This is a genomic window from Serratia sp. Z4, assembly GCF_009900725.1.
Classification (GTDB): Bacteria; Pseudomonadota; Gammaproteobacteria; order Enterobacterales; family Enterobacteriaceae; genus Serratia; species Serratia nematodiphila.
Genome location: NZ_JAAABD010000005.1, coordinates 241248 through 260685 on the forward strand (window position 1 = coordinate 241248; position 19438 = coordinate 260685).

A 19438-nucleotide genomic window follows, 5' to 3' on the forward strand; every position below is an offset into this window, starting at 1 on the left:
ACGCGATACAAGTGGATTTAGATGGAATGAGCCAGTATACCCGTTGACCGTAAGATATACAGCCAGAATCCGGCAACAAGTGCGAATCGGGGCGAGAAACGCTGGATTTTCGCGCGCGGCGCGCGCAGGACAGGGCGCCGGTTAGCCGGCTAATTTCACCGGCGACGAACGGGGCGAAAATATGACCCGCCAAAAACATTAGAATAACTTAACAAAAAACGAGACTAATCGTTGCTTAAATCGTCACTTATTCGCCCGCAGCTCCTGTTCTCACCAACCCTATTTACGCAGATTGAAATGCACACATGCTTATATTTGCCACAGGGCAAAGTTACGCCAATGTTATTTTTGTTAATTTTATCAACTAAAAAACTCGCCTCACCGGCAGATAATGTGACTAACCGCCAAATTATTTCTTATATCGTGAAAAATAAGGAGAGATCACGCGATGGGCCGCTGCAGCGACTCGAGGAGAAACAAGCGGATATGTAATACGCCAACAATGAGCCACATAAACCCATTGACAGTTAATCTTTGGTTATACAATAATAATTAAAATTTTCCCTGGTGTTGGCCAAGTGGCTACCTGATCCTTTCATAGGATCAGTTTTTTTTTGTATTTCCGTCAGCATTATGGCGGCCCGCATAATTAATTCCCGTCCTCTTCCTCTTAATTAGCTTCCCTTATAAGAACGTATCGCTTACGCAATGCCATTTAGCACGCCTTTGGCAAACGCGCTCTGCAGGCACCCCATTCAAAAACGCGCGCTGACGCCGACGTTATACATAAACTGCTCGCCGCTGCTCAGGCCGCCGGTTTGCGAGACGGTGGCGAAGGCCGACACCCTGTCCGTCAACGGCATGTTGGCCCCGAGCGTGACATCCACCCAGTTTTTGTCCTGACCCGCACTGTCGCGAGTAAATGAGGTTTGCGTCGATTTCAGGCCGCCGCCGGCGCGGTAGACGTCGTCGCCGAACTGATGCTGATAACTCACTTCCGCATAAGGGTTAAACACGCCGAATTGCGTATCCAGCCGCCAACCCAACGCACCGATCTGCGAGTGGTAGGTTTGATCGTTGAAGCGCATGGCGGTGCTGTCATCGCCGTCTTCGCTGTAACCGGAAACGCGGCTGTAATCCCAGGCGAACTGCGCCACCGGCCCGGTGGTCAGGTAAGAAGCGATCGGGAAGTCATAGCCGGCGGTCACGCGCGCCCCCCACTGCCTGCCGGTGGTCGAACCGGTTTCGGTGCGCGTCAGCGGCCCCAGCCGCATGCTGCGGCGGATGTCGTCATAATCCATCGTCGCATAGTGCAGATCGGCGTTGACCCAACCGTGCTCGAATATCGCCAGTGAACTGAAAGCCGAGAGCAGCAGCCCGCGCGCCTTGTAATCAAAGCGGCTGGAAGGATGCTGATCGTCGTTGGAACCGGCGATCAACGCACCGATCAACCAGCTGTCGGTCAGCTGATAGTCCACGCCGACGGTCAGGTTGTGGGTGGTAGCGTTGCCGTCCCCCGCGGCCCGGTTATCGGCATAGTCGTAGTGCTGGCCGGCGTAACCGCCGAACACGCCCAGCGAACCCTGCGGGTTGTCGCCGTTGCGCAGCTGCTGGAAGCGGCTGTCGAGCGTGGCGCGGCTGTCACGCGCCATCGCCGCCGTCGCCTGATTCAGCGCCACCACCTGCGCCGGGCCATCCAACACCGCCTGGATATAATCCGCAATCAGCAGATGCGCCTGTGGGCTGGGGTGGAAATGGTCGGAGAACAGATAGGACTGGCCGGCGTCGAAGCCGGGCATGTCGGAACGGCAAACCGCCGAGGAAACGCCCGGCGGGCAAGCCATGCCGGCGGTGTTGGCGAAGCCGAACTGCGCCGGATTGGCGATCGCTTCGGCGAACAGCTTGTTGACGTCCACCCGCACGATATTGCCGCTCCCCTGCGCCAGCAAACGGTCTTCGCTTTGATTATAGAAATCGGTCAGCTGAGCGGCCTGCGCGCTCAGGCCGTCATACGCCGCGATAAGCTGCGCGGCGATCGCCTGCTGCACCTGAGGAATGGCGCTGCCCTGTTTCGCCGCAGCGGCCAACGCTGCGTGGATCGCCTGCGTGCGTGAAGCGTTGTCCGGCGTCGCCACCGAATTAAGCGTGGCATAGGCCGCCTGGATCGCCGCCCCCTGCACCGGAGACAGCGCCTGTTGAATGATCAATTCCATCAGCTGCGGCGTGGAGCCGATGTTCGGCACCGTCGGCACGATCACCGTGCCGGCACCGGCGTTCAGCAGCGAATGCACCTGCGCGGCCGCCGCGGCGGCGCTGTTATAGGCCACGCCGGGCGCGGTAGCGGCATTCAGCGCCGCCGCCGCCAGATCGTTGCCGCCGATCCAATGAATATACAAACCGTCGCCGTCGGCCTGGCCATTGACCCGGTTCAGATAGCGCTGCACCTGCTCCTGGGTGTTGTCGGCCGGGTTCAGGCCCGGCACCGCCACGGCGCCGCCGGCGGCGTAGTTCTCACCGCCGTTGTCCGAAGCCACCAGCGCCGCCCCGATGCGTTGCGCCAACGCTTCGTCGTACAGCAGGTGCTGGCTGCCGTCATAGGTGAACCGGCCGTTGTTGCCGGTATCGCTCAGGCTGTCGCCAAAGACGTAGAGTTGATCGTACGCCTGAGCCGGAAGGGTCACACTGCAAAGTAACGCCACTGCAAGCGCCGCCGGGCGGGGCATGCACGTTATTTTTAGAGGCATGAATCGACTCCTGAGAGCCTGCAAATGAAGGCCATGTCGTTTTTATCGTTGGTCAGTTTTCCACCGGCCATGTAGTAACTATTGTCGGCTTTTTCGTCACGTCAAGCGGGCTGATGACAAAACAATCAGAGACTTGCCAAGTTCGGCGCTTCGAGCGATGATTACTGTTCATAAACACAGCATAAGGACATTCAGGATGGCAGACGAACGTTGCGGTTGGGTGACGGCCGATCCGTTGTATCTCGAATATCACGACAAGGAATGGGGCGCGCCCACCACCGACGCGCGCGAGCTGTTTGAAATGTTGTGCCTCGAGGGGCAGCAAGCCGGCCTTTCCTGGATCACCGTCCTGAAAAAGCGCGAGAACTACCGCCGCGCTTTCCACGGTTTCGATCCGCAGCGGGTTGCCGCCATGACCGAACAAGACGTGGAAAACCTGCTGCAGGACAGCGGCATCATCCGCCATCGCGGCAAGATAGAAGCCATCATCACCAACGCCAAGGCCTATCTGGCGATGGAGGCGGCCGGAGAGAATTTCGTTACCTTCATTTGGGACTTCGTCGGCGGCCGGCCGCAGCTCAACCGCTGGCAAGCGCTGAACCAGGTGCCGGCCAAAACCGAGCAGTCCGACGCCATGTCCAAGGCGCTGAAAAAGCGCGGCTTCAAGTTTATCGGCTCCACCATCTGTTACGCCTTCATGCAGGCCAGCGGGCTGGTGAACGATCATCTCACGGGGTGCATGTGTTACCCAAAGCCACGGTGATCCGCCCCTGTGGCCCGGAGGATATCGAACGGCTGATGGCGCTGTGGCTGCCCAGTACCATCGCCGCCCATCCGTTCGTGGCGGAAAAATACTGGCGTGAGAGCGCCGCGCTGGTGCGGGAAAACTATCTGCCGCGCGCGCAAAGCTGGGCCTGCTGGCACGAAGGCGAGATCGTCGGCTTTATCAGCGTGCTGGACGAGCTGTTCATCGGCGCGCTGTTTGTCGATCGGGCGTTTCACGGCCGCGGCGTCGCCCAGGCGCTGATGACGCACGTGCAACAGCGCTACCGCCGACTCAGTCTGGAGGTGTACCAACAGAACCTGCGCGCCTGCGCGTTCTACCACAAGCACGGCTTTCAGATAACGCAGCGCCTGTTCAATGATGAAACCCAGGCCTATACGCTGATCATGAACTGGCCGGCAGTCGAAAACTCAACCGGTTACGCTTAAAAAAGGCGCATCCGCACCCCGGATGCGCACAATTAGGAATCCGCTGCATGGCGCCGCCCGGCGTTTTGCCGCATAACTCCCCCAGCACTTACCCGCGCTCATCATTTGTCACGTTTTTCTCCGGAACTGCCGGCGAAAGCGCGCGTCATAGGTAGCGCGGCGATGCGGGCTCCCTGCGTCACCCACTTTTTTGCGTCCCCGTTTTGGGCCGGCGCGTACAGATTCTGATGCCATTAAGGACAAGAACATGAAAAAACGCATTGCAATTATTGCCGGCGCCGTGAGCCTTACGCTCGCGCTGTCGGCCTGTACCACCAACCCTTACACCGGTGAATCCGAAGCCGGCAAATCCGGCATCGGCGCAGGCCTCGGCGCCGCACTGGGCGCCGGCGTCGGCGTGCTGTCCTCTTCCAAGAAAGATCGCGGCAAGGGTGCGCTGATCGGCGCAGCGGCCGGTGCAGCCCTCGGCGGCGGCGTAGGCTATTACATGGACGTGCAGGAAGCCAAACTGCGCGACAAGATGAAAGGCACCGGCGTCAGCGTCACCCGTCAGGGCGACAACATCGTGCTGAACATGCCGAACAACGTGACCTTCGACAGCAGCAGCGCCACGCTGAAACCGGCGGGCGCCAACACCCTGACCGGCGTCGCCATGGTGCTGAAAGAGTATCCGAAAACCGCGGTCAACGTGGTCGGCTACACCGACAGCACCGGTTCCCGTTCGCTCAACATGAACCTGTCGCAGCAGCGCGCCGACGGCGTAGCCAGCGCGCTGATCACCCAGGGCGTGGCGGCGAACCGTATCCGCACCACCGGCGCCGGCCCGGACAACCCGATCGCCTCCAACAGCACCGCGGAAGGCAAGGCGCAAAACCGCCGCGTCGAGATCACGCTCAGCCCGCTGCAGTAATCCCGTGCGGGGCGCCACCTGCGCCCCGCCGCCTCCCTGCGATTTTCTCCTTACCCTTCAACATTCCCGCCCGCACATCGGGTATGGTAGTCTCCTTGGCAATTAACCGCAGGAGGGATCGGCTGTGAGCACTGTCAAGGCAACGCGCGCATCGGGACGCGCCACCATCAGCGATGTGGCCAGCATCGCCAAAACCGGCAAGACCAGCGTGTCGCGCTATCTGAATGGTGAACAACACCTGCTTTCCGACGATCTCAAACAGCGCATCGAACAGGCGATCCAGCAGCTCGACTACCGGCCAAGCCAGATGGCGCGCAGCCTGAAGGGCGGCCAGACCCGCCTGATCGGCCTGATCCTCGCCGATATCACCAATCCCTACTCGGTGGACGTGATGCGCGGCATCGAGGCCGCCTGCCGCCAGCACGGCTTTACCCTGCTGGTGTGTAATACCAACAACGAAGTCAATCAGGAACAGCACTACCTGCAGTTGCTCAGCAGTTACCGGGTGGAAGGTATCGTGGTCAACGCGGTCGGCATGCGCGAGGAAGCGTTATCCACGCTGCAACAGTCGATGCTGCCGATGGTGTTGATCGACCGCAAAATCCCCGATTTCGCCTGCGACGTGGTGGGCCTGAACAACCGCGAAGCGGCCACCGTCGCCACCGAACACCTGTTGCAACAAGGTTTCGAAGCGATCCTGTTCCTCAGCGAGCCGCTCGGTACGGTCAATACCCGCCTGGAACGCCTGCACGCCTTCAGGCATACCATGGCGCAGCACCCCGCGCTGTTGGCGGAGCAGGCCGAAACGCCGCTCAACGATCGGCAGAAGCTGGAGCAGGTGCTGAGCGATTTCAGCGGCCGCCACCGCGGCATGCGCAAGGCGGTGATCTCCGCCAACGGCGCCCTGACGCTGCAGGTGGCGCGCGCCATGCGTCGGCTCGGCATCCAGTGGGGCAACGACATCGGCCTGCTGGGCTTTGACGAACTGGAGTGGGCGGAACTGGCGGGCGTCGGCATCACCACGCTGAAACAGCCCACCTACCAAATGGGGCACGCGGCGCTGGAGCGGCTGGTGCAGCGCATTCAGGGCCTGGCCGCCCCCAGCGGCGAGCAGATGTTCTCCGGCGAGCTGATCGTCCGCGGCTCCACCACCCGCTAACCCGCCTTTTCCGGGGCGTTAACCGCCCCGCCCTCACCGGCTGTTTTTTGCTCAGCTTCGTGATTGCGATCATATTTTTACACTCTGCCGCTTTTCGCTGGAACCGGTTCCATTTAACGTACCGGTAACAGCAGCGGCGGCGACAATGCCGCCTCAGGAGTCAAAATGAAAACAGAAATCATCGTGGTCACCGGCGCCTACGGCACCGATACCGTCAAACAACACGGCGGCCAGCGCGCGCTGTTGCCCCTCATCGCCGGCGCTGGCGCCGACGGGGTGGAGATCCGCCGCGAACTGTTCGCCGCCGGCGAGCTGGACAGCCTGCCGGCGCTGGCGCAAGAGATCGATCGCCAGCAGCTGTTCGCCGTCTACTCCGCCCCTGAGGCGCTGTTCACCCCGCAACATACGCTGAACCCCAACCTGCCGGCGCTGCTGGCGGAAGCGCAGGCGCTGAACGCGCGCCAGCTGAAGCTGTCCCTCGGTCATTTCCGCCCCGGCTTCGATTTTACCGAGCTGAAAGTGGCGCTGGAGCAACACCCGGTCAAGCTGGTGGTCGAGAACGACCAAACGCCGGACTGCGGCATTTTGTCGATGCTGAACGCCTTTTTCCACGCCGCGGAAGATAGCCATCTGCCGGTCAGCATGACCTTCGATATGGCCAACTGGCTGTGGGTGGGGCAAGACGCCTTCGCCGCCGCCGAGCGCCTGGCCCGCCACGTCGGTTACGTGCACGTCAAAGCCGCCACCCAAGGCCCGCGCGGCTGGCGCGCCGTCGCGCTGGACGATACCGACGGCAGCTGGCGCGATCTGCTGGCCCGCCTGCCGCACGATGCGCCGCGCGGTATCGAATTCCCGTTGCAGGGCGATGACCTGGAGGCCGTCACCCGTCATTACGTCAATATTTTGCGTGCGGAGTAACCCCATGATGACAACGTTAACGGCAACGACGGCGCAGCAGACGCCCCTGGATGTGGTCACGCTGGGCGAAGCCATGGCGATGTTCGTGGCGGCGCAAACCGGCGACCTGGCGGAGGTGGAAACCTTCACCAAACGCATCGCCGGCGCCGAACTGAACGTGGCGATCGGCCTGGCGCGTCTGGGCATGAACGTCGGCTGGGTCAGCCGCGTCGGCAATGACTCGTTCGGCCGCTTCGCCCTGCAGCAGCTGAAAAAAGAAGGCATCAACTACCGGCAGGTGACGGTCGATGGCCACTATCCGACCGGTTTTCAGGTGAAATCCAAAACCACCGATGGTACCGATCCCAGCGTGGAGTACTTCCGCAAGGGCTCGGCGGCCAGCCACCTGTCGATTGCCGATTTTAACCGCGAGTATTTCGGTTCCGCGCGCCACCTGCACCTGAGCGGCGTGGCGGCGGCGCTGTCCGGCGAATCGCTGGCGCTGTGCCACCATGCGGCGCGCGAGATGCGCGCCATGGGCAAAACCATTTCGTTCGACCCCAATCTGCGCCCGGTGCTGTGGCCCAGCCGCGAGGTGATGATCGAGCAGCTGAACCAGCTGGCGTTCGCCGCCGACTGGATGCTGCCGGGGCTGAAAGAGGGGCAGATCCTCACCGGCCAATCGACGCCGGAAGGCATCGCCGATTTCTATCTGGAACGCGGCGTGCAGGCGGTGATCATCAAAACCGGCCCGGACGGCGCCTGGTTTAAAACCGCCGCCGGCGATAAGGCGGCGGTGGCCGCAGTCAAGGTCGACAACGTGGTGGATACCGTGGGGGCGGGTGATGGCTTTGCCGTCGGCACCCTCAGCGCCCTGCTGGAAGGCAAAACGCTGGTACAGGCGGTGCAGCGCGGCAACAAAATCGGTTCGCTGGCGATCCAGGCCATCGGCGACAGCGAAGGCCTGCCGACCCGCGCGGCGCTGGCCGAATAACAATAAAAAAACGACTTCTCCGCATGACGTCAGCCTCTGGCCCTACAACCGGGACGCGTCGGGAGAGCATCTGCCCCTTCTTCTGGCATGCCGGGCGAAGGGGATGCAACACCACTGAAGGATACTGAACATGAACAAAGCGACTGTCGCGGCCAAACGCTGGTGGTACATCATGCCCATCGTGTTTATCACCTACAGCCTGGCCTATCTCGATCGCGCCAACTTCAGCTTCGCCTCCGCCGCCGGCATCAATGAAGATCTCGGCATCACCAAGGGCATGGCCTCGCTGCTTGGCGCGCTGTTTTTCCTCGGTTATTTCTTCTTCCAAATTCCCGGCGCCATCTACGCCGAACGCCGCAGCGTCAAAAAATTGATCTTCTGGTGCCTGATCCTGTGGGGCGGTTGCGCCTCGCTGACCGGCGTGGTGAGCAATATCCCGATGTTGGCCGCCATCCGCTTTATCCTCGGCGTGGTGGAAGCGGCGGTGATGCCGGCGATGCTGATCTACATCAGCAACTGGTTCACCAAATCGGAGCGGTCACGCGCCAATACCTTCCTGATCCTCGGCAACCCGGTGACGGTGCTGTGGATGTCTGTGGTGTCAGGCTACCTGATCCACGCCTTCGGCTGGCGCGAAATGTTCATCATCGAGGGCATTCCGGCGGTTATCTGGGCGTTCTGCTGGTGGGTGCTGGCGAAAGACAAACCGGCGCAGGCCGGCTGGTTGAGCGCCAATGAGAAACAGGCGCTGCAACAGCAGTTGGACGAAGAACAGAAAGGCATCAAGGCCGTGCGCAACTACGGCGAAGCCTTCCGCTCACGCAACGTGATCCTGTTGTGCGTGCAGTACTTCGCCTGGAGCATCGGCGTGTACGGCTTCGTGCTGTGGCTGCCTTCCATCCTGCGCAGCGGCATGCAGATGGGCATGGTGGAAGCCGGCTGGCTGTCGGCGGTGCCTTACCTGGCGGCAACCATCGCCATGATCGTCGTCTCCTGGGCGTCGGACAAAATGCAAAACCGCAAGCTGTTCGTCTGGCCGCTGCTGCTGATCGGCGCGCTGGCGTTCTTCGGCTCTTACGCCGTCGGCACCAACCACTTCTGGATCTCCTACGGCCTGCTGGTGGTCGCCGGCGCCGCGATGTACGCCCCTTATGGGCCGTTCTTCGCCATCATTCCGGAAATGCTGCCGAAAAACGTCGCCGGGGGCGCCATGGCGCTGATCAACAGCATGGGCGCGCTGGGTTCGTTCTTCGGTTCGTGGTTCGTCGGCTATCTGAATGGCGCCACCGGCAGCCCGGCGGCCTCTTACATGTTTATGGCCATCGCACTGGTGGTGGCGGTGGTGCTGACGCTGATCGTCAAGCCCGCCCGCAACGAGATCCAGCCACAATTGGCTTGATCCGGTTATACTTTTTCTCTGTTAACCCAACCGGGGGGGCGCCATGCCCCCTTTGGCCCAGCTGGAGTTCGTGATGAAGCCTTCTATCGTATTGTACAAAAGCCTGCCCGCCGATCTGCGTGAACGTCTGGAACAGCACTTCACCGTGCACGCCTTCAACGGCCTGCAGCCGGAGAACCGCGACGAACTGCGCCAGGCGCTGCAGCAGGCCGAAGGGATCATCGGTTCCGGCGGTAAAATTGACGAAGCTTTCCTGCAGCAGGCGCCCAAACTGCGCGCGGCCTCGACCGTTTCCGTCGGCTACGACAACTTCGACGTCGAGGCGCTCAACGCCCATAACGTGCTGCTGATGCATACCCCGACGGTGCTGACCGAAACCGTCGCCGACACCATCATGAGCCTGGTGCTGGCGACCGCGCGCCGGGTGGTGGAAGTGGCGGAGCGGGTGAAGGCCGGCGAATGGCGCGGCAGCATCGGGCCGGACTGGTTCGGCGTCGACGTGCACCACAAAACCATCGGCATCCTCGGCATGGGGCGCATCGGCCTGGCGCTGGCGCAGCGCGCGCACTTCGGCTTCGGCATGCCGGTGCTGTACAACGCCCGCCGCACGCACGAAGAGGCGGAGCAACGCTTCAACGCCCGTCGCTGCGATCTGGATACCCTGCTGGCCGAATCGGATTTCGTTTGCATCACGTTGCCGCTGACCGAACAAACTTTCCATCTGATCGGCCGCGATCAGCTGGCGAAAATGAAGAAAAGCGGCATTCTGATCAACGCCGGCCGCGGGCCGGTGGTGGATGAGCAGGCGTTGATCGAAGCGCTGCAAAACGGCGTGATCCACGCCGCCGGGTTGGACGTGTTCGAGAAAGAGCCGCTGCCGGCCGACTCGCCGCTGCTCAGCATGCCGAACGTGGTGGCGTTGCCGCACATCGGCTCCGCCACCCATGAAACCCGCTACGGCATGGCCGCCTGCGCGGTGGATAACTTGATCGCGGCATTGACCGGCACGGTGAAAGAAAACTGCGTCAATCCGCAGCTGTTGCAGAAATAACTTAGCGCGGCCGGTGGTCTGCGGATAACCGGCCGTGTTGCTCTTCCTGCTGCGGCGCGAACAGCGCCTGCAGCTGATGTTCTTCGGCGAAGTGCTGCAATTCGGCATCCTGAATTGCCCGAACGATCTCTTCTCGCCAGTTTTTGTCCGTCATCGCTAACCTCCTTTGATGTTCATCGTTTAATCTGCCGCAGCGCGCGCGCAAAGCCAAGCCGAATCAATCCGAAAACGCTCCGCCCTTCTCCTCCTCCCCGAAAAACCCTCGCAGGGAGGAGGCCATTTTTCCGCCGTTTGCCACACTGGCGCTACCCAGCGGAAAAAACGCTTCCTGCCACGCGTAAGGAGAGCCATGAAACTGTTACCCCTGCCCTTGTTGATACTGCTGTCGCCTTCGGCACTGGCCGGCTGGACGTTGGCGGGTTTCCCGGCCTTCGACGAAACTGCCGCCGGGCTGTTCGCCAGCCAGGCCGCGCTGCCCAAAGGCCAACTGCCGCTGCGGCTGTATCAGGATAACCACTGCTGGCAGCCCGCCGAGGCGGTGAAGCTTAACCAAACGCTGTCGCTGCAGCCCTGCGGCGCCCATCCGCCGGCCAGCTGGCGGCAGTTCCGCGCCGGCGATTATCAGGTGCGCATCGACACCCGCAGCGGCACGCCGACGCTGCAGCTCAGCCTGAGCAGCGCGCCGGAAAGCGCCGCCGTTGCCGTGCGCAGCTGCCCGCGCTGGGACGGCAAGCCGGTCACGGTCGACGTCGCCTCCACCTTCACCGAAGGCGAAACGCTGCGCGATTTCTATTCCGGCCAAACGGCGCAGGTGAGCCAGGGGAAAATCACGCTGCAGCCCGCCGCCGCCAGCGGCGGCCTGTTGCTGCTGGAATCCGCCGCCACGGCGAAACCGGCGGCGTTCAGTTGGCATAACGCCACGGTCTACTTCGTGCTGACCGATCGCTTTGAGAACGGCAATCCGGCCAATGACCACAGCTACGGGCGCCGCAGCGACGGCCTGCAGGAAATAGGCACCTTTCACGGCGGCGATCTGGCCGGCCTGACGCAGAAGCTGGATTATCTGCAGCAGCTCGGCGTCAACGCCTTGTGGATCAGCTCACCGCTGGAGCAGATCCACGGCTGGGTCGGCGGCGGCACCCAAGGCGATTTCCCGCATTACGCCTATCACGGCTATTACGCGCTGGACTGGACGCGCCTCGACGCCAACATGGGCACCGAACAGGAGCTGCGCACGCTGGTCGAGCAGGCCCATCAGCGCGGCATTCGCATTCTGTTCGACGTGGTGGTGAACCATGTCGGCTACGCCACGCTGGCGGATATGCAAACGTTCCACTTCGGCTCGCTGTATCTGCAGGGTGCAGAGGTGGAGAAAACCCTGGGGAAAAACTGGAGCGACTGGCGCCCCGGGCCAGGGCAAAACTGGCACAGCTTCAACGACTACATCAATTTCAGCGACAAGGCGGGCTGGCGCCCATGGTGGGGGAAAAACTGGATCCGCACCGACATCGGCGACTATGACGCGCCGGGCTATGACGACCTGACGATGTCGCTGGCCTTCCTGCCGGACATCAAAACCGAAGCGCCCGGCGCCAGCGGCCTGCCGCTGTTCTATCGCCACAAACCCGACACCGCCGCTCGCGACATGCCCGGCGCCACCACCCGCGATTACCTGACCGTCTGGCTCAGCCAGTGGGTGCGCGATTACGGCATCGACGGTTTTCGCGTCGACACCGCCAAGCACGTGGAAAAACCGACGCTGGCGCTGTTGAAGCAGCGCGCCACGGCGGCATTGGCGGCGTGGAAAGCGGAGCATCCACAGCAGGCGCTGGATGACGCGCCGTTTTGGATGACCGGCGAGGCCTGGGGCCACGGGGTGATGAAAAGCGACTATTACCAAAACGGCTTCGACGCGATGATCAACTTCGATTTCCAGGACCAGGCGTCGCAGGCGCTGGGCTGCTTTGCCGACATCGATGCCACCTACCGGCAGATGGCCGAGCGGCTGCAGGATTTCAACGTGTTGAGCTACCTCTCTTCACATGACACCCGGCTGTTCTTCGCCAGCGACGCCAAAGGCTCGCAGGTGCGCCAACAGCGGGCGGCGAACCTGCTGTTGCTGGCGCCGGGGGCGGTGCAGATTTACTACGGCGATGAAAGCGGCCGCCCGCTCGGCCCAACCGGTACCGATCCGCTGCAAGGCACCCGCTCCGACATGAACTGGCCTGAGTTGCAGGGGGAAAAAGCCTCGCTGCTGGCCCACTGGCAACGGTTGGGGCAGTTCCGCGCTCGCCACCCGGCGATCGGTGGCGGCGTGCAAACGCCGCAGCCGCATGCCGCCTACTATGCCTTCAGCCGTCGACTCGGCGACGATAAGGTGATGGTGGTATGGGCCGGCGAACGGTCACAATAATCCAGCGTAATATGCTGACAATCGGCTAATGAGCGAAGCTTTTGCCCATTGGTCGATTTGTCGGCCGCATTGCAGAGGAATTTGTCTGGCGGTATGGTGGGGGATTACCTGCTAAAAAACAGTACTGCTGCACCTATGACTTTCTCACTTTTCGGCGAAAAATTTACCCGTTATGCGGGCATTACCCGTTTGATGGACGACCTGAACGAAGGCCTGCGCACCCCCGGTGCCATCATGCTCGGCGGCGGCAACCCGGCGCAGATCCCAGAGATGGAAGCCTACTTCAAACAGCTGTGCCAGGAGATGCTCGATCAGGGCAAACTGACCGAGGCGCTGTGCAACTACGATGGCCCGCAAGGCAAGGACGCGCTGCTGAAAGCGCTGGCCAATCTGCTGCGCGACGAGCTCGGCTGGGAGATTTCGCCACAGAATATTGCACTGACGAACGGCAGCCAAAGCGCGTTTTTCTACTTGTTCAACCTGTTCGCCGGCCGCTACGCCGACGGTTCGCGCCGCCGCGTGCTGTTCCCATTGGCGCCGGAATATATCGGCTATGCCGATGCCGGGCTGGACGAAGGGCTGTTCGTCTCCGCCAAACCGAACATCGAGCTGCTGCCGGACGGCCAGTTCAAATATCACGTTGATTTCGAACACCTCACCATCGGCGACGACATCGGCATGATCTGCGTTTCACGGCCGACCAACCCGACCGGCAACGTGATCACCGACGAAGAGCTGATGAAGCTCGACCTGCTGGCGCAGCAGCGCGATATTCCGCTGGTGATCGACAACGCCTACGGCGTGCCGTTCCCCGGCATTATCTTCAGCGACGCCACGCCGCTGTGGAACCCGAACACCATCCTGTGCATGAGCCTGTCCAAACTCGGCCTGCCGGGCTCGCGCTGCGGCATCGTGATCGCCGACGAGAAGGTGATCACCGCGCTGACCAACATGAACGGCATCATCAGCCTGTCGCCGGGCAGCATGGGGCCGGCGATGGCGACGGAAATGATCGCGCGCGGCGATCTGCTGCGCCTGTCGAACGAGGTGATTCGCCCGTTTTACAAACAGCGCGTCGAACACACCATCGAGATTATCCGCCGCTACTTGTCGCCGGAGCGCTGCCTGATCCACAAACCGGAAGGGGCCATCTTCCTCTGGCTGTGGTTCAAGGATCTGCCGATCACTACCGAGGTGCTGTATCAGCGCCTGAAAAAGCGCGGCGTGCTGATGGTGCCGGGCCACTACTTCTTCCCGGGGCTGGAGCACGACTGGCCGCACACCCACCAGTGCATGCGCATGAACTACGTGCCCGACCCGGAGAAAATCGAACGCGGCGTGGCGATCCTGGCAGAAGAGATCGAACGCGCGCATCAGGAAGCGAACTAAGCGCAATCCATTGGGGCGCCACCACGGCGCCCTGATGGATTACAGCGTCCAGAACAGCACCGCCAGCAGCTGCGGCGACATGATGCGCAGGAACATCGCCAGCGGATAAACGGTGGCGTAAGACAGCGCCGCGGCACCGCTGGTGGGATGCAGACCGTTGGCGAATGCCAGCGCCGGCGGATCGGTCATCGATCCCGCCAGCATGCCGGACAGCGTCAGGTAGTTCATCTTGCCCACCGTGCGCGCCAGAATACCGACGCTCAGCAGCGGAATCGCGGTGATCAAGGCGCCGTACCCGACCCACGTCAGCCCCTCGCCGTGCAGCAACGTATCGATGAAGTTACCGCCCGATTTCAAACCAACCACCGCCAGAAACAGCACGATGCCCAGTTCGCGCAGCGCCAGGTTGGCGCTCGGCGGCATAAACCAGTACAGCTTGCCGATGCTGCCGATGCGCCCCAGGATCAGCGCCGCCACCAGCGGCCCGCCGGCCAGCCCCAGCCGCAATGCCGCCGGGAAGCCGGGCACGAACAGCGGAATGGAACCGAGCAACACCCCGAGGCCGATACCGATAAAGACCGGTAGCATCTGCACCTGCTGCAGTTTTTGTTGGGCGTTGCCGACAATCGCCGTCACCGCGTCGATGGCCTCCGGCCGGCCGACCAGGTTGAGAATGTCGCCAAACTGCAGCGTCACGTTGCTGCCGGCCACCAGCTCCACGCCGGCGCGGTTGAGGCGTGAAATCACCACGTCATACTTTTGCTTCAGATTCAGATCGCGGATTTTCTTGCCCAGCACCTGCTCGTTGGTCACCACCGCCCTCACCACCTGCAGCGCAGTGCCGCGCGTCGACAGCGAGGCATCCACCTCTTCGCCGATCACCAACCGGGCGTTCTCCAGATCTTCGCGTTTGCCCACCAGATGCAGGTAGTCGCCAAGCTCCAGCCGCTCGTGCGGCGCCGGCACCATCAACAGCTCCCCGCGCTTGAGGCGCGAACAGACGATCGCTTCACCGTTGAGCAGCGGCACGCTTTTGATCGCCATGCCCTGCAGATTGGGGTTGCGCACCGCCACGTTGATGGCGTGCAGCAACTCGCGCTGATTGCCCAGACTGCTTTCAAACGCCTGAGCCTCACGCTCGATGTTGATGCGGAAAATCAGCCGGATCAGCCACATCACCAGCAGGATGCCGCATATGCCGAACGGATAGGCCATGGCGTAACCCATCCCCATGCCGTCCACCAGCGCCGGATCGGAACCGAGATCGGTCAGGATTTGTTGACCGGCGCCCAGCGCCGGGGTGTTGGTGACCGCACCGGAGAACACGCCGAGGATGATCGGCAGCGGCACGTCGAACAGCTTGTGTACCGCCGCCGCCACGATGCCGCCGGTCAGCACCAGCAGCACCGCGAAGGCGTTGAGCCGCAGACCGGAGACGCGCAGCGAAGAGAAGAAACCGGGGCCGACCTGGATGCCGATGGTGTAGACGAACAGGATCAGGCCAAACTCCTGGATAAAGTGCAGCATGTCCCCATTCAGGCTGATTTGCCCGCTCTGGGCAAAGTGGCCGACCAGGATACCGCCGAACAGCACGCCGCCAATGCCCAACCCGACGCCATACAGCTTCCAGTTCCCCATCCACAGCCCAATGACGGCCGCCAACGCCAACATGCTGACGGTCAGGGCGATATCGCTCATAGGTCACATCCTTGCCAAAGTTGAACATGGGATTTGCGGCCAAAGACACACAATTAACAAGGATTATGGCATCGGGCAGACGAGGGGACTGTGGCGTGCGCCACATAACGCAACGGGGGAGATCCGTTTGGATCTCCCCCGCATGATGATGGCCGTTTTTCAGCCGGTTATTTCGCTTCCAGCTCCGGCGTCGCGCCGATGGCGATGCGCTGAGGCTGCAAGGCTTCCGGCACCTGACGCACCAGATCGATGTGCAACAGGCCATTTTCAAATTTGGCCTCGGACACCTGCAGGTGTTCCGCCAGGGTGAAGGTCAACTGGAACTCTTTGCACACCAGCCCCTGATGCAGGTACTCGACCTGTTTTTCCGGCGGCGTGGGTTTACCGCTGACGGTCAACCGCGGCCCTTCCACTTCAATATTCAGTTCGCTCTGCCGGAAACCGGCCAGCGCCAGAGAAATGCGGTAGTGATTGTCGTCACTTTTCTCGATGTTATACGGCGGGAACCCCTGGGGTTCCTGGCCGCCCATTGAACTGGCCAATTTATCAAAACCAATCCACTGACGCAGAAGCGGGGATAAATCGTAATTACGCATAGGAACAACTCCTTTCATTAAGCGAGATGTGTTTATTCAGCCCCCTGACGGCAGGCTAATCATGACTTCATATTTACCGGCAGCGTACCTGCCGGCGAAACGGAAATTTATTTAATTTCGATGCGGCGCGGTTTTAATGTTTCCGGCACGATGCGTTGCATGTCGATATACAACAGGCCATTCTCCAGTTTGGCGCCTTTAATTTGAATATGTTCGGCCAGCTGGAATTTACGCTCGAAATTACGCTCGGCGATGCCCTGGTATAAATAGGTTTTTTCTGCCGGTTCATTGTTGTGCGCCCCGCGCACGATCAGCAGATTGTCCTGCGTGGTGATCTCCAGCTCCTGCTCGGCAAACCCGGCTACCGCGATGGCGATCCGATAATGATTTTCATCCACCAGCTCGACATTATAAGGGGGATAACCGCCGTTGCCCTGACTCTGGCCAGCCTCCAGCGCGTTGAACAGGCGATCGAAACCAATGGCGGAACGGTATAGCGGGGAAAGATCAAAATTACGCATAAAACAGCCTCCTAAGGCACTTCAGCGAGGTTGAAATAAATACGCCTTCCACTCTGGACAGGCTAATTAAGCCAGAATTCCCTTACGGCGAATTCTCAATTCGGCTCTGATGATAAAATGGGGGTTGCTTTCATCAATTCAACAGGCGAGGATCAAAAAAATTTGCACCAATAAGGTAAAAGTTTTTTTTACCACTTACACTAAAGTGAGAGAGCCGCCACAGAGCGGGATTTTGCTTCTTTTAAAGCAGCAACAGGATGTTATAAATCAGCTTAATTTAGGGGCACAGCAACCCTGCAGGATGGATTAATGACGATGATGAAAGCGATAGCGACGGGCTGCATGTTGTTGGCGACCAGCGGTTGCTCCAGCGTGATGAGCCATACCGGCCCGAATCAGGGTTACTATCCCGGCACCCGCGCCAGCGTGGACATGCTGAAGGACGACAACACCAGTTGGGCGATGATGCCGCTGGTGGCGCTGGATCTGCCGTTCTCCGCGGTGATGGATACCGTGCTGCTGCCTTACGACTATCTGCGATCCGGCAACGACGCCACCGCAGACTCGCCAAAAGCGCGTATCCTGCGCAGCGAGCAGCAGAATTTGGCGGCGACCGGCAATCCCGGCCAGGGCGACGACAGCACCGCCACGCACTAATCGCGCACGCAGCGGGTCATCAGGCCCGCCTTACGCCTCAACCACGAAGATCTGGTTGAACCCCGCTATCTCGCGCATAAACGCCACTTTCTTGCCATCCGGCGAGAACACCACGGCATCCCCCGACGGCGGCTGCACGCTGCGCTGCGTCAAACGCTGCAGGCGACCGCTGGCCACCTCGCACAGCATCACGCTGTTGTCGCACACCAGGGCTATCGTCCCGCCCTGCGGGTGCCAGCTGAACGCCGACTGGATGTCATGCTCGCTGCGGCTCACCTGGCGCGGCTCGCCACCGTTAGGCGACACCGTCCACAGCTGCACCACGCCGCCGTCGTCCTTCATCAGAAAAGCTATCTGGCTGCCGTCCGGCGAACTGCGCAACCAGTGGCGCGGCGCACCAGCCACGCCAGGAAAACGGCGATCCCCGGTAAAGGTTACCCGCCGCTGCCTGACGCCAAGCGGCGGCGCCGGCAGCTCGCTTTCCGTCCCCTGCAGCGGCAGAGCGCCCGCCCGGGCGTAGTCGACGTCGTTCTCCGGCAGATCGACGATAAACACCTCAGACAGCTTCTCTCCGGCAGCGGACAACGTATCGCCGATAAATGCCAGCGCCCAGCGCTGCCGGCTGCCGTCGGCCTTACGGTAGCCTTCGCGCCCGATCCAGCCTTCTTCGTAAGCGCGATTGATCTGATCGCTACCCGGCTGCGGCTGCGGCACCGTCTCGCTGACCAACACGCAATAGTGGCTGCCGTCGTACTCACGCGGGTGCTGTTTTGGCGGATTAACCCCGTGCAGCGGCACGGCCACGCCGACGTTGCGCAGATCGCGCGCCGGATCGCGTTCATGCATCACGTGATCGTTGTAGGTAAAGCTGAGGCGGCTGCCGTCCGGACTGAAAACGTGCACGTGGCTGCCGCCGCGCAGCGCGCCGGGGGTATAGGGCGCGGTGATATCCAGCGCGTCGAGGGTGATGGCCAACTCGCGATCCGGTTCGCTGACGATCACCCCGCGGCGGTGGTGAAAATCATACTGCCAGGCGCTGTCCGGGTGCTCAGGTCCGTGAATAAAGGCATAGCGCGCCGGCGCATCGGGGCTGACCGTGACCACGCCAACGTGGGCGCCGTGCTGGGCGCGATAAATCACCTCCACCGCGCCGCTGGCGACGTTGACACGCTCGATGCTGAGGCCGGTGAAAGAGGCGCCGCGCGGGCGCACGTCATAAGCCAGCCATTGACTGTCCGGCGTCCAGACGTTGATATTGGTTAACTGATGCCCACGAGGGTCGAAAGTCAGTTGTTTTTCCCGATGGCTCATGGCGGCTCTCCTGCACATGCTGGCACTGAGCCGTCATCTTACCGGATCGCCCGCAGCGTTTCATATGGCCTGTGAGGGTGAGGCGGGAGGATTTTTCGATTCGAAATCACGCAATTATTTTCCAGCGTCTTATCATTTAAGCCGATCGACGGCGTCGGCAGGAAATAAGCGGCCGACCAGGCGATCGAATTCCTGCCGGCGAGACTCAACGGTGCCAATGTAATAGAGGTGGGTGATGCAAACGCTATTTTTTCATTCTCACTTCCCTTATAAGAATAAGGCAGCGGCAGCGCCTTACTTAACGCAAATAAATAAAAAATCGTGCCGCTAAACGACAGGTTTATGATTATTTTCACCGAAAACGGCAATGCTCCCGCCGACCGTTGCCGTTTTCTGATCGGTGTGCCCGAAGGTCGGGCCGCGGGGTTTACAATCAATACAAAAAAGTACAAACTGGATTTTTAAGTCCAAATTAATTTTCTGGAGC

The 19438-nt window shown here is 61.1% G+C and carries 18 protein-coding genes; 11 read left to right on the forward strand and 7 right to left on the reverse strand.

Annotation, left to right across the window (positions count from 1 at the left end):
• Window positions 1–755 precede the first annotated feature (755 nt).
• A complete protein-coding gene (locus GT753_RS18830; protein ID WP_015376161.1) occupies window positions 756–2744 on the reverse strand; it encodes an autotransporter outer membrane beta-barrel domain-containing protein in 1989 nt (662 codons plus the stop codon).
• A 196-nt stretch (window positions 2745–2940) separates the two neighbouring features.
• Between GT753_RS18830 and GT753_RS18835 the strand changes: the two genes are divergently transcribed.
• The 8 genes from GT753_RS18835 (at window position 2941) to ghrB (ending at window position 10366) form a co-directional block, all read left to right on the forward strand.
• Window positions 2941–3507 (forward strand): DNA-3-methyladenine glycosylase I, encoded by a 567-nt coding sequence (locus GT753_RS18835; RefSeq protein WP_004933960.1) that lies wholly within the window; start codon window positions 2941–2943, stop codon window positions 3505–3507.
• Window positions 3504–3956: an N-acetyltransferase gene (locus tag GT753_RS18840; protein WP_160125847.1), complete on the forward strand. Its 453-nt coding sequence runs from the start codon at window positions 3504–3506 to the stop codon at window positions 3954–3956. The genes GT753_RS18835 and GT753_RS18840 overlap by 4 nt, the downstream gene beginning before the upstream one ends.
• A 247-nt stretch (window positions 3957–4203) precedes the next feature.
• Entirely contained in the window at window positions 4204–4866 is a 663-nt protein-coding gene (locus tag GT753_RS18845; protein WP_004933954.1) for an OmpA family lipoprotein, read from the forward strand.
• Window positions 4867–4990: 124 nt separating this feature from the next.
• A complete protein-coding gene (locus GT753_RS18850) occupies window positions 4991–6025 on the forward strand; it encodes a LacI family DNA-binding transcriptional regulator (protein WP_004933951.1) in 1035 nt (344 codons plus the stop codon).
• A 165-nt stretch (window positions 6026–6190) separates the two neighbouring features.
• Window positions 6191–6943, forward strand: coding sequence for a sugar phosphate isomerase/epimerase (locus tag GT753_RS18855; RefSeq protein WP_021504157.1), 753 nt, complete (start codon window positions 6191–6193; stop codon window positions 6941–6943).
• Between the two features lie 7 nt (window positions 6944–6950).
• Window positions 6951–7916, forward strand: coding sequence for a sugar kinase (locus GT753_RS18860; RefSeq protein ID WP_031299775.1), 966 nt, complete (start codon window positions 6951–6953; stop codon window positions 7914–7916).
• A gap of 130 nt (window positions 7917–8046) precedes the next feature.
• Window positions 8047–9315, forward strand: a complete 1269-nt coding sequence (locus GT753_RS18865) for an MFS transporter (RefSeq protein ID WP_049187072.1) — start codon at window positions 8047–8049, stop codon at window positions 9313–9315.
• Window positions 9316–9388: 73 nt separating this feature from the next.
• Complete coding sequence (gene ghrB, locus GT753_RS18870; protein WP_021504159.1) at window positions 9389–10366, forward strand: glyoxylate/hydroxypyruvate reductase GhrB; 978 nt, start codon at window positions 9389–9391, stop codon at window positions 10364–10366.
• Window position 10367: 1 nt separating this feature from the next.
• Here the strand turns inward: ghrB and GT753_RS25725 are convergent, their stop codons facing one another.
• Window positions 10368–10520 carry a hypothetical protein gene (locus GT753_RS25725; protein WP_015376155.1) on the reverse strand — a complete coding sequence of 51 codons (153 nt, stop codon included), beginning with the start codon at window positions 10518–10520 and terminating at the stop codon, window positions 10368–10370.
• Between the two features lie 195 nt (window positions 10521–10715).
• On the opposite strand from GT753_RS25725, the gene GT753_RS18875 reads away from it, so the two are divergent.
• Window positions 10716–12779, forward strand: a complete 2064-nt coding sequence (locus GT753_RS18875) for an alpha-amylase (RefSeq protein WP_088381108.1) — start codon at window positions 10716–10718, stop codon at window positions 12777–12779.
• Window positions 12780–12914: 135 nt separating this feature from the next.
• Window positions 12915–14168: a valine--pyruvate transaminase gene (locus tag GT753_RS18880; RefSeq protein WP_015376153.1), complete on the forward strand. Its 1254-nt coding sequence runs from the start codon at window positions 12915–12917 to the stop codon at window positions 14166–14168.
• 39 nt (window positions 14169–14207) lie between these two features.
• On the opposite strand, the gene GT753_RS18885 is transcribed toward GT753_RS18880, so the two are convergent.
• The 3 genes from GT753_RS18885 to ibpA form a co-directional block, all read right to left on the reverse strand.
• On the reverse strand, window positions 14208–15866 hold the full coding sequence (locus GT753_RS18885; RefSeq protein WP_015376152.1) for a putative transporter: 1659 nt from the start codon (window positions 15864–15866) through the stop codon (window positions 14208–14210).
• Window positions 15867–16033: 167 nt separating this feature from the next.
• Window positions 16034–16462 (reverse strand): small heat shock chaperone IbpB, encoded by a 429-nt coding sequence (gene ibpB / locus GT753_RS18890; protein ID WP_004933922.1) that lies wholly within the window; start codon window positions 16460–16462, stop codon window positions 16034–16036.
• 107 nt (window positions 16463–16569) lie between these two features.
• Entirely contained in the window at window positions 16570–16983 is a 414-nt protein-coding gene (gene ibpA, locus GT753_RS18895) for a small heat shock chaperone IbpA (protein WP_004933919.1), read from the reverse strand.
• 309 nt (window positions 16984–17292) lie between these two features.
• Here ibpA and GT753_RS18900 point away from each other — a divergent pair, with 309 nt between their 5' ends.
• Complete coding sequence (locus GT753_RS18900; protein WP_004933911.1) at window positions 17293–17640, forward strand: YceK/YidQ family lipoprotein; 348 nt, start codon at window positions 17293–17295, stop codon at window positions 17638–17640.
• Window positions 17641–17670: 30 nt separating this feature from the next.
• Here GT753_RS18900 and GT753_RS18905 read toward each other — a convergent pair whose 3' ends face one another.
• Both GT753_RS18905 and GT753_RS18910 read right to left on the reverse strand, forming a co-directional pair.
• A complete protein-coding gene (locus tag GT753_RS18905) occupies window positions 17671–18951 on the reverse strand; it encodes a DUF3748 domain-containing protein (RefSeq protein WP_004933910.1) in 1281 nt (426 codons plus the stop codon).
• Window positions 18952–18989: 38 nt separating this feature from the next.
• Entirely contained in the window at window positions 18990–19307 is a 318-nt protein-coding gene (locus GT753_RS18910; protein ID WP_161801197.1) for a hypothetical protein, read from the reverse strand.
• Window positions 19308–19438: the final 131 nt, after the last annotated feature.

Coding starts and splice junctions, on each gene's coding strand:
- ghrB (WP_021504159.1), top strand. CDS start 9,389: ATGAAGCCTTCTATCGTATTGTACAAAAGCCTGCCCGCCGATCTGCGT.
- ibpB (WP_004933922.1), bottom strand. CDS start 16,462: ATGCGTAATTACGATTTATCCCCGCTTCTGCGTCAGTGGATTGGTTTT.
- GT753_RS18860 (WP_031299775.1), top strand. CDS start 6,951: ATGACAACGTTAACGGCAACGACGGCGCAGCAGACGCCCCTGGATGTG.
- GT753_RS18880 (WP_015376153.1), top strand. CDS start 12,915: ATGACTTTCTCACTTTTCGGCGAAAAATTTACCCGTTATGCGGGCATT.
- GT753_RS18855 (WP_021504157.1), top strand. CDS start 6,191: ATGAAAACAGAAATCATCGTGGTCACCGGCGCCTACGGCACCGATACC.
- GT753_RS18835 (WP_004933960.1), top strand. CDS start 2,941: ATGGCAGACGAACGTTGCGGTTGGGTGACGGCCGATCCGTTGTATCTC.
- GT753_RS18905 (WP_004933910.1), bottom strand. CDS start 18,951: ATGAGCCATCGGGAAAAACAACTGACTTTCGACCCTCGTGGGCATCAG.
- ibpA (WP_004933919.1), bottom strand. CDS start 16,983: ATGCGTAATTTTGATCTTTCCCCGCTATACCGTTCCGCCATTGGTTTC.
- GT753_RS18845 (WP_004933954.1), top strand. CDS start 4,204: ATGAAAAAACGCATTGCAATTATTGCCGGCGCCGTGAGCCTTACGCTC.
- GT753_RS25725 (WP_015376155.1), bottom strand. CDS start 10,520: ATGACGGACAAAAACTGGCGAGAAGAGATCGTTCGGGCAATTCAGGAT.
- GT753_RS18900 (WP_004933911.1), top strand. CDS start 17,293: ATGACGATGATGAAAGCGATAGCGACGGGCTGCATGTTGTTGGCGACC.
- GT753_RS18830 (WP_015376161.1), bottom strand. CDS start 2,744: ATGCCTCTAAAAATAACGTGCATGCCCCGCCCGGCGGCGCTTGCAGTG.
- GT753_RS18875 (WP_088381108.1), top strand. CDS start 10,716: ATGAAACTGTTACCCCTGCCCTTGTTGATACTGCTGTCGCCTTCGGCA.
- GT753_RS18885 (WP_015376152.1), bottom strand. CDS start 15,866: ATGAGCGATATCGCCCTGACCGTCAGCATGTTGGCGTTGGCGGCCGTC.
- GT753_RS18865 (WP_049187072.1), top strand. CDS start 8,047: ATGAACAAAGCGACTGTCGCGGCCAAACGCTGGTGGTACATCATGCCC.